Below are 8,562 nucleotides of genomic sequence, written 5' to 3' on the forward strand. Positions count from 1 at the left end.
GGTGGCATGGAGCCGTGACCGACGCGACCGCCCCGCAGGCGCCCCTCCCCGATCGGACGGCCGCGCGCATGCGCCCGCGCGCCCTGCTCGTCCTGACCCGAACAGGAGCGATGACATGGACAAGTCCTGCGTCCGCCCCCTCGACCTGGACGACGCCGTCGCCCTCGTCGGCATCCTCGCCGCCCTCCAGGCCCTCCTCGACAGCGGCGGCCTCCCCCCTGAGGAGGTCGAGGCCCTGCGCCACGGCCTCGAGCAGGGCGGCGCCCTCCTCCCCGGAAGTGACGAGAACGAGATCGCGACCGCTCTGGGTGGGCTGAACGCCCGCCTGCGTGGGACCATCGGGTGATCGCGCCGCGCTCGACGTTCCCGTAGCATTCATCCGCGCTCGTGTCGACCCCGGAGACGCGCTCCCCCGCCCGCGGGTAGCGTCCGGTCCGGTCCCGCACTCCCACGGGGTCGCTGAACCCCGAGAGCCGGAGGAGATCCGATCGTGAACGGTGACCACTTCGTCCTCTCGACCGCGACGCCGTGGGACGACCGCACCGAGATCATCGGCGTGTACGCCTCCGAGGCGTGGGCCCGCGAGGCCGCGGCCGCATGGCTCGGCTCCCCGGACCGCGAGGCGTTCCCCCGGTGCGTCATCGAGGGCTGGAGCGGCGCGCACCTCCTCGGCCGCGAGGTCGTCGAGGCCCTCGGCGTCGACGACGAGGGCGGCGACGAGTCGCTGGGCGGCCCCCGCAGCCTCTGACCCGGCGGCCTAGCCGCCCCAGTGCGACGGGCGCTCGAAGTGCGACGGCAGCGTGGTCGCCGCATCCCCTCGAGCGCTGTTCACCTGCGCCTGGGTGAGGTAGACCGCCTCGGCGAGCCGCGCGCCGGACACATCAGCATCGCGCAGGTCCACCCCGAGCAGGTCGCACCGCTGCAGATCCGCACCCCGCAGGTCCGCAGCCAGGAGGAGCGCGCCCCGCAGATCCGCTCCCCGCAGGTCCGCGTTCCGGAGCGGTACGCCCGCCAGATCGGCACCCGGAGCGAGTCGACGGCCCTTCGACCGGCGGGCAGCCGGCGCCGCTCCTGCGCGAGCGGCCGCGCTCGCCGCGATCAGGAGCGGCCGGGACGCTCCGTACTCCGCGTCGACGTCGACCGCGACCACCTGCTCCGGCTCGCCGAGGGTGTGCGCGTGCACCGCGTCGAACCGCTCGCGCAGCTCATCGAGGAGCGGCGCGCCGACTCCGGGCAGCGCCAGAGCGGAGTCGAGGTACCAGAGCAGCTCGTGCAGGCGGCGCATCAGCGGGAACACCGCGAACATCCGCTCGCGCACGGCCGGGTCGGACCGCCAGGAGACGCCGCCGAACGTCTGCTGCGAGACCTTCTGACCGGCGCCGAAGCAGTCGAAGACGGTGCAGCCGACGAAGCCCTGCGGCCGGAGCCGGCGGTGGATCGTGCACGCGTCCTCGCCGTCGAGGTTGACGCACGGGTCCCCGGCGCGCTTGTCGAACGGGAAGTCGGCGGAGCGGGCGAAGGCGAGGGCGACGCAGCACAGGCCGAAGCAGTTCGCGCAGTCGGCGCCGAGGTCCTCCCGGCGGCCGAGCTCGACCCTGGTGCGTGACGTCATCCGTCCGAGCCTACGCGCGGCGGCGCCTCCGGATCAGTGCGCGAGCGCGAGCACGCCGACGACCAGCACGCCGAGGCCCACGATCCCGAGCAGCGAGACGAGGCTCTCCTTCCAGGAGAGGCCCGCGCGCACGACGGCGATGAGGGCGATCCCCGCGAGCGTGACGACGTAGACGCCCGCGCCGATCCGCAGCGCGACCGTCGCGTCGATCCAGCCCAGCGCCGCGGCGCCGAGCGCGAGGACCGGCAGCGACGCCGAGGCGAGCGCCCCGCCCGCGATCCGCAGCATGGTGTGCGTCTCGGAGCGCGAGGGCGCCGAGGCGTGCACGACCTGGTGCGCGATCACCTCGGCGACGAAGCCCGCGGCCGAGATCCCGATGATCGAGATCACGAGGCTCTGGAGGGCGTGGACCGCGTCGGGGTGGTCGCCGACCAGGTAGATCATCACCACGGCCAGGCCCGTGAAGGTCGCGTAGACGCGCTCCTTGAGGGCGCGGGCGATCTCGTCGAGGGGGCGGCGGGTCCGCTCCGCCCACCGGCCGGCGCGGCCCGGGCGCAGGCGCACCGGCGTCATCCGGTCGGCGGGTGCGGTGCGGCCCTCGTCGGCCGCTCCGTCAGTAGGAGGCGGAGTCGACACGTGCCGCGGAGGAGTCGCCCGAGTGCCGCGCGGCGAGGTCGCCGAGGATGGTCGCGGAGCCGCTCGTGCCGAAGCGGGTGACGCCGAGGCCGCGGTAGGCGAGGAGCGTGTCGAGGTCGCGGACGCCGCCGGACGCCTTCACCTGGACGGCCTCCGAGACGGCGCCGCGCATGAGGCGGAGGTCGTGCTCGTTCGCGCCTCCGCCCGCGAAGCCGGTGGCGGTCTTCACGAAGTCCGCTCCGGCGCGCTCGGCGGCCCGGCTGCCCTCGATGACCTGCTCGTCGTCGAGGAGGCTCGTCTCGAGGATGACCTTGACGACGTGGCCCTCGGCGGCCTCGACCACGGCGCGGACGTCGTCCTCGACGTCCTGGAGCAGGCCGCTGCGGAGGCGGCCGATGTTGACGACCATGTCGAGCTCGGACGCGCCGTCGGCGAGCGCCTGACGCGACTCCGCGACCTTCGCCGCGGTCGAGGTGGTGCCGTGGGGGAAGCCGATGACCGTGCCGACCAGGACGCCGGAGCCCTCGAGCCGGGCGACCGAGTGGGCGATGTCGGAGGGGCGGACGCAGACGCTGAACACGCCGGACGCGCGCGCCTCGTCGAGCTGGGCGTCGACCTCGGCGCGGGTGAGCTCGGGCTTCAGGATCGCGTGGTCGATGAGCGCCGCGATCTCGGCGACGGTGGGCAGGCTGGAGTCGGTCATCCGCACATTTTACGTCCGCCGGCGGGACGACGAAGGCCCGCGATCCGATGGATCACGGGCCTTCGATCGTTCACGCCGCTAGCGGCGCTCGGTCACCAGCTGGACTTGGTGATGCCGGGCAGCTCGCCGCGGTGCGCCATGTCACGGAAGCGGACACGCGAGATGCCGAACTTCGTGAGGTTGCCGCGGGGGCGGCCGTCGACGGCGTCGCGCGAGCGGACGCGGACGGGCGAGGCGTTGCGGGGGAGCTTCTGGAGGCCGACGCGGGCGGCCTCACGGGTCTCGTCGGTCCCGGCCGGGTCGACCAGGGCCTTCTTCAGCTCGAGGCGCTTGGCGGCGTAGCGGTCGACGATCACCTTGCGCTGCTCGTTGCGGGCGATCTTGCTCTTCTTGGCCATACTTAGCGCTCCTCGCGGAAGTCGACGTGCTTGCGCACTACGGGGTCGTACTTCTTGAGCACGAGACGGTCGGGGTCGTTGCGGCGGTTCTTCTTGGTCACGTAGGTGTAACCGGTGCCGGCCGTCGAACGGAGCTTGATGATCGGACGGACGTCCTGCTGCTTGGCCATTAGATCTTCACCCCGCGAGCGAGAACATCCTTGACGACGGACTCGATGCCACGGGCGTCGATGACCTTGATGCCCTTGGCCGAGAGGGTCAGGGTGACGTTACGGCGAAGCGACGGCACGTAGTACGTCTTCTTCTGCACGTTCGGGTCGAAGCGGCGCTTGGTGCGCCGGTGCGAGTGCGAGATGGCGTGCCCGAAGCCGGGGACGGCTCCGGTCACCTGGCAGACTGCTGCCATGGTTTCCTCCATGTGTGGTTACCGTGGATCACGCGCGGCACGAAGCCCCGCCCGACCCACCCAAGGTCACTTGTCGGCGCACAGCCCGCCTGTCCGGCCGGAGCCGGAGCTCCTGCCCGGTGGGCAGCACGCAAGCGCGTGCAGATGCACGCAACCTCGCTAGGCTACGCGACCCGGGCGGCGGCCGCAACAGGGTGGGGACACTCCCCCGACAGGGTGGGGACACTGCGCCGACAGGGCGGGGACGCCGCCCCGACGTGCACGGGGACTTCCTGGGAGGTTCCGGCACAAGTGGCCTCCCGTACCCCCCGAGCAGGGCGTTCGTGTACCTTGCGCCTTCCTCGCGGGTCTACGACCGCCCTACTCTGAGCCGACCGCGGGCGCCCGCTCCCGGCAGCAGCCGGGAGTAGCAGCACATGCGCCAGTCCTTCCTCCGTTCCCTCGTCGCCGCGGCCGTGCTCGTAGCGGGCGCAGGACTCAGCGTCGTGGCCGCGCCGACCGCGTCGGCGGCGCCGGTCTTCAGCACCGCGTGCTTCACCTCCCCGAAGGTCTCGACGGTGTCGCAGTACACCGTTCCCGCGACCGGGGTCTCGACGGTCCGCGCCGTCCTCAGCGGCCAGAACGGCGGGAAGGGTGCGAGCGGCCTCGGGACGGGCAACGCCGGCGGACGCGGCTCCAGCCTCGTCGTGGAGGTGCCCGTCACACCCGGGCAGGTGCTGGAGATCGGGCGCCTCACCGGCGCCCCGGCCGGAGCGGCAGGCGCCACGCGCTACGTGAACGGCGGCGTCTACGGGGGCGACTCCGGCGGCGCGGGCGGCGACGCCCAGTACCTCAGCACGGCCGGCTCGGACGGCTGTCAGCACGCCCTCGCCGTGGCGGCGGGCGGCGGAGGCGGCGGCGGGCGGTCCTCGGTCGGCGGCGACGCCGACGCCGGCAGCGGCGCGAGGGGCGGCGGGAACGGCGGCAGGAACAACGCGGCCGACGGCGGCGGCGGCGGCGCGGCCGGGCAGAGCTCGGGCGGCTCGCCCGGCGCCCGCGGCTACAGCACCTTCGGCGAGTGCGCCGACGGCAACAACGGCCAGTGGGGCGTGTTCCTCAACGACGGCAAGGGCGCCGACGCCGGCGCCTCCCGCGGCGGCGGCGGCAACTGCTCGTTCCCCGGCCACAGCGGCGGCGGCGGCGGGGCCGGCTGGTGGTACGGCGGCGGCGGCGGATCGCCCTACGTGTTCGGCAGCATGAACGACACCCTCGGCGTCATGAACGACCCCGGCGCCGGCGGCGGCGGCTCGAGCTACGTGCACCCGAGCGTGACGAGGATCTCGCAGACGGCCGGCCCGACGGCGGCCGACCCCGTGGTCGCTCCGGTGTACGACACCGCCGTGACCGTGACGCGGACCCCCGACTTCTCGATGCTCGGGCAGGAGGTCACCGTCACCGCGAAGGTGACCATCCCGAGCCTGGGCCGGCCGGTGGCCGCCGGCGGCACCGTCGAGATCCTCACCGGTGCAGGTACCAGCAGGGTGACCCTCGACGCGGACGGCGTCGGCGTTCTGACCACGAGGGACATCCCGCAGGGCTGGAACGAGATCCGCGCGCACTACCCCGACACCATCACCCCCGCCGAGGCGGGACGAGGGAGCTGGTCGGCGCTCCCCGCTCTGCGCCACGAGGTGCGCGCGTGCGCCGCGGCACCCGTCATCACCCGGCAGCCCTCGGACATCGCGGGCGTCACCAACCAGATCTACACGCTGACGATGGGCGTGAGCGTCTCGGCCGTCTACGGCGGCATCCCCGCCGTGTCCTGGGAGAGGTCCACGGACGGCGGCGCCACGTGGAAGCCCGCGCTCGGCCGGGCAGGCGCCCGGGAGGACGGGACCGCGTTCCTCGAGGCCGGCCCCGATCCCACCGGCTCCTACCGCTACCGGGCGACCCTGACCACCTGCGGGGGCAGCGTCCGCAGCGAGCCGGCCACCGTGGCGGTGGGCGGCGTGCGCTTCGACCTGTCGACGCTCCCGCAGAAGGCGTACGGCGACTCCTTCGACGCGAGCCCCTACGCGCAGGCCGTCGATGTGCCCGGCCGCTCGATCGTCCTGAGCAGCAGGACCGCCGAGACCTGCTCCGTCAGCGGCATGAGGGTGACCGTGCTCCACGCCGGCGTCTGCACGCTCGCGGCGAGGCTCGACGCGCTCGCTCCTCTGGGCTGGGCGGGCGAGCCCCTGCAGAGCTTCACGGCGAAGCCGAAGGCGCTCACGGTGACCGCCCCGACGGTCGACTACCCGCGAGGCGCGCCGTCCCCCGACCTGCGCTGCACGGCCGCCTTCGTCGGCACCGACACCTTCGGCGCCCCGCTCACGGCCGGCGTCTACCGGCCGATCGTCACGGCGGACGACGTCATCTACCGCTTGATCCCGAACTGGCCCACCTCCACCTTCACCACCTTCACCACGCGGTGCAGCGGCGCGAAGGTCAGCAGCGACTACACGATCGCGGGGTACAAGGACGGCGCGCTGCGCATCGTCGCGGCCGTCCCGATGGTGACCGCCTCCTCGCCCTCGTCGACCTACGGATCCACTCCCCCCGCGATCACCGCTTCCGTGACCGGCTCCCCCTCGGGGACGGTCTCCTGCGGCGCCTTCGCGGCGTCCGACACCGGATTCACGACGCCGCTGGCGCTCTCCGCGACGACCCCCGTCGGCCGCTACCCCACGCGCTGCTCCGGCCTGACGAACCCCTCGGGACAGCTGATCACCATCGACGGCGCGCTCACGATCTCGCCGGCGCCCCTCTCGGTGACCGCGTCGAGCCCCGGGACGCAGGCGCACGGCACCGCGACCGCCCCGACGGTCACCTGCACGGCCGACGGCTTCGCAGGAACCGACCGGTTCGTCACCGAGCCGACCGGCGCCTACTACACGGCGGACGGCACCGGGAAGGTGACGATCGGAGCGCGCACGCCCGTCGGCGACTACGTCACGCGGTGCGACGGAGGCGACGCGGGGCCGAACTACACCCTCCGGTCGATCCCCGGCACCTTCGCGCTGGCCGACCGCTCGGCCCCCGTCGTGACCGTGCCCGCCGCCGTCACGGCCGAGCCGGCCGACGTCTCCGGCGCCGTCGTCACCTTCGCCTCCTCCGCGGAGGACGCGGTCGACGGAGCCGTGGGCTCGACCTGCACGCCCGCCTCGGGGAGCGTCTTCCCGATCGGGGACACGACGGTCGACTGCACCGCGGACGACGAGGCCGGCAACACCGGCACGTCCTCGTTCCGGATCACGGTCCGGAAGTTCTCGCAGACGGTCGCCTTCACCTCCTCACGGCCGACCGCGCCGACGGCGCTGGGCACCTTCACCCCGACGGCCACCGGCGGCGGCTCCGGGAGCCCCGTCTCGATCGGAGCGACCGGCTCCTGTGCGATCGCCGACGGCGTCGTGACCTTCACGCGCGGCGGCACCTGCACCGTGACCGCCGATCAGGCCGGCGACGACCACTACACCGCGGGGCGCGCCTCCTTCGATCTCGAGGTCGCGAAGGCGTCGCAGACGCTGACGGTCGCGGTGCCGAAGACCGGCGTCCTGGAGTCGACCGGCGTCGCCACGGCGACCTCGAGCTCGGGACTGCCGGTGCTCGTCAGGACCTTCTTCGGCTGCACCGTCGCCCCTGACGCGACGGGTGCGCAGATCCTGACCTACACCGAGCCCTCGACCTGCGGCGTGCAGTTCGACCAGCCGGGCGACGACGTGTACGCGGCCGCCGACGGCCTGGTGCGCTTCGTCCCGGTCTCGCGGATCCCCCAGACCGTCGTCGTCACCTCGACTCCGCCCGACCGGGTGTTCACCGACGACCGGTACACGGTCGAGGCGACCGGCGGCGGCTCGGGCAATCCGCTCGTGATCGCGGTGATCGAGAACGGCAACTGCACCATCGCGGACGACGTGGTGACGTTCTTCGGAGACGGCACCTGCACGGTGACGATCGACCAGGCCGCGGACGATCGACACGACGCCGCTCCGCAGGTCCGGCAGATCATCACGGTCGGGACTCCCGAGGGAAACCTCTCCTTCGGGAGCACCGCGCCCCCGCACGCGATGTCGCTCGAGACGTACCGGCCGACGATCGTGCCCGGCCCGTCGAAGGGCGTGCCCGTGCTCTCCGCGAGCCGAGACTGCTCGATCCTCCCGGACGGCGTGACCGTGCGGAACGACGGGGCCGGGCTCTGCGTGCTGTCCCTCGACCAGCCCGGAGACGGCTACTGGCCCGCACGGCACGCCGAGCAGGAGTACTCGATCTACTTCCTCCCGCAGACGGTCCGGATCACGAGCGCGCCTCCGGTCGGCGCCGTCCTGGGGGACACGTACCGCCCGGTGATCGAGGGCGGCGCCTCGGGCATCGCTCCGTTCCTCCTCACCACCGCGACGTGCTCCGCGAAGGACGGCGTGGTCACCTTCACCACGAAGGGCGTCTGCGGCGTCTTCGCCTACCAGAACGGCAACCGGCAGTACGACAGCGCCCGGCCCGCCGTGCAGGAGGTGGAGGTCGGCTACGCGCCCGGCTCCGTGTCGTTCACGACCGCCGTCCCGACCGACGCGGAGGTCGGCGGATCCTTCACCCCCGCCTTCACGCGCGGCCCGTCCTCCGGCCCCTCGGTGCTCAGCGTCTCGGGCGCCTGCTCCGACGGCGAGAACGGCGCCGTCCGGTTCGACTCCGCGGGCACCTGCACGCTGACGGCGATCCACTACCGCGACGCCACCTACGGCACCGCGCGGGCGGTCCAGACCTTCGAGATCACCGCGATCGCGCAGACCGTCGC

9 protein-coding genes are annotated in these 8,562 nt (G+C 73.3%); 3 read left to right on the plus strand and 6 right to left on the minus strand.

What is annotated here, in order from left to right:
* Positions 1-115: 115 nt before the first annotated feature.
* On the plus strand, positions 116-346 hold the full coding sequence (locus tag C5C74_RS16270; protein ID WP_104227350.1) for a hypothetical protein: 231 nt from the start codon (positions 116-118) through the stop codon (positions 344-346).
* Positions 347-490: 144 nt separating this feature from the next.
* Positions 491-748 carry a hypothetical protein gene (locus tag C5C74_RS16275; RefSeq protein ID WP_104225104.1) on the plus strand — a complete coding sequence of 86 codons (258 nt, stop codon included), beginning with the start codon at positions 491-493 and terminating at the stop codon, positions 746-748.
* Positions 749-757: 9 nt separating this feature from the next.
* Here the strand turns inward: C5C74_RS16275 and C5C74_RS16280 are convergent, their stop codons facing one another.
* From C5C74_RS16280 to rpmB, 6 genes are all read right to left on the minus strand, one after another.
* Entirely contained in the window at positions 758-1,612 is an 855-nt protein-coding gene (locus C5C74_RS16280; protein ID WP_104351897.1) for a pentapeptide repeat-containing protein, read from the minus strand.
* Between the two features lie 33 nt (positions 1,613-1,645).
* Entirely contained in the window at positions 1,646-2,248 is a 603-nt protein-coding gene (locus tag C5C74_RS16285; RefSeq protein ID WP_146083101.1) for a hypothetical protein, read from the minus strand.
* On the minus strand, positions 2,226-2,951 hold the full coding sequence (gene deoC, locus C5C74_RS16290; RefSeq protein WP_181134724.1) for a deoxyribose-phosphate aldolase: 726 nt from the start codon (positions 2,949-2,951) through the stop codon (positions 2,226-2,228). Before deoC ends, C5C74_RS16285 begins: the two co-directional genes overlap by 23 nt.
* A 92-nt stretch (positions 2,952-3,043) precedes the next feature.
* Entirely contained in the window at positions 3,044-3,349 is a 306-nt protein-coding gene (gene rpsN, locus C5C74_RS16295) for a 30S ribosomal protein S14 (RefSeq protein ID WP_104225107.1), read from the minus strand.
* A 2-nt stretch (positions 3,350-3,351) separates the two neighbouring features.
* Positions 3,352-3,519 (minus strand): 50S ribosomal protein L33, encoded by a 168-nt coding sequence (rpmG, locus tag C5C74_RS16300; RefSeq protein ID WP_027692168.1) that lies wholly within the window; start codon positions 3,517-3,519, stop codon positions 3,352-3,354.
* Positions 3,519-3,755: a 50S ribosomal protein L28 gene (gene rpmB, locus C5C74_RS16305; RefSeq protein ID WP_056038148.1), complete on the minus strand. Its 237-nt coding sequence runs from the start codon at positions 3,753-3,755 to the stop codon at positions 3,519-3,521. Before rpmB ends, rpmG begins: the two co-directional genes overlap by 1 nt.
* 416 nt (positions 3,756-4,171) lie before the next feature.
* On the opposite strand from rpmB, the gene C5C74_RS18000 reads away from it, so the two are divergent.
* Positions 4,172-8,562, plus strand: a 4,391-nt coding sequence (locus tag C5C74_RS18000) for an HYR domain-containing protein (protein ID WP_146083102.1), incomplete at its 3' end; no start/stop codon positions are given.

The sequence above is a fragment of the Rathayibacter sp. AY1E8 genome (assembly GCF_002931415.1).
Lineage (GTDB): Bacteria > Actinomycetota > Actinomycetes > Actinomycetales > Microbacteriaceae > Rathayibacter.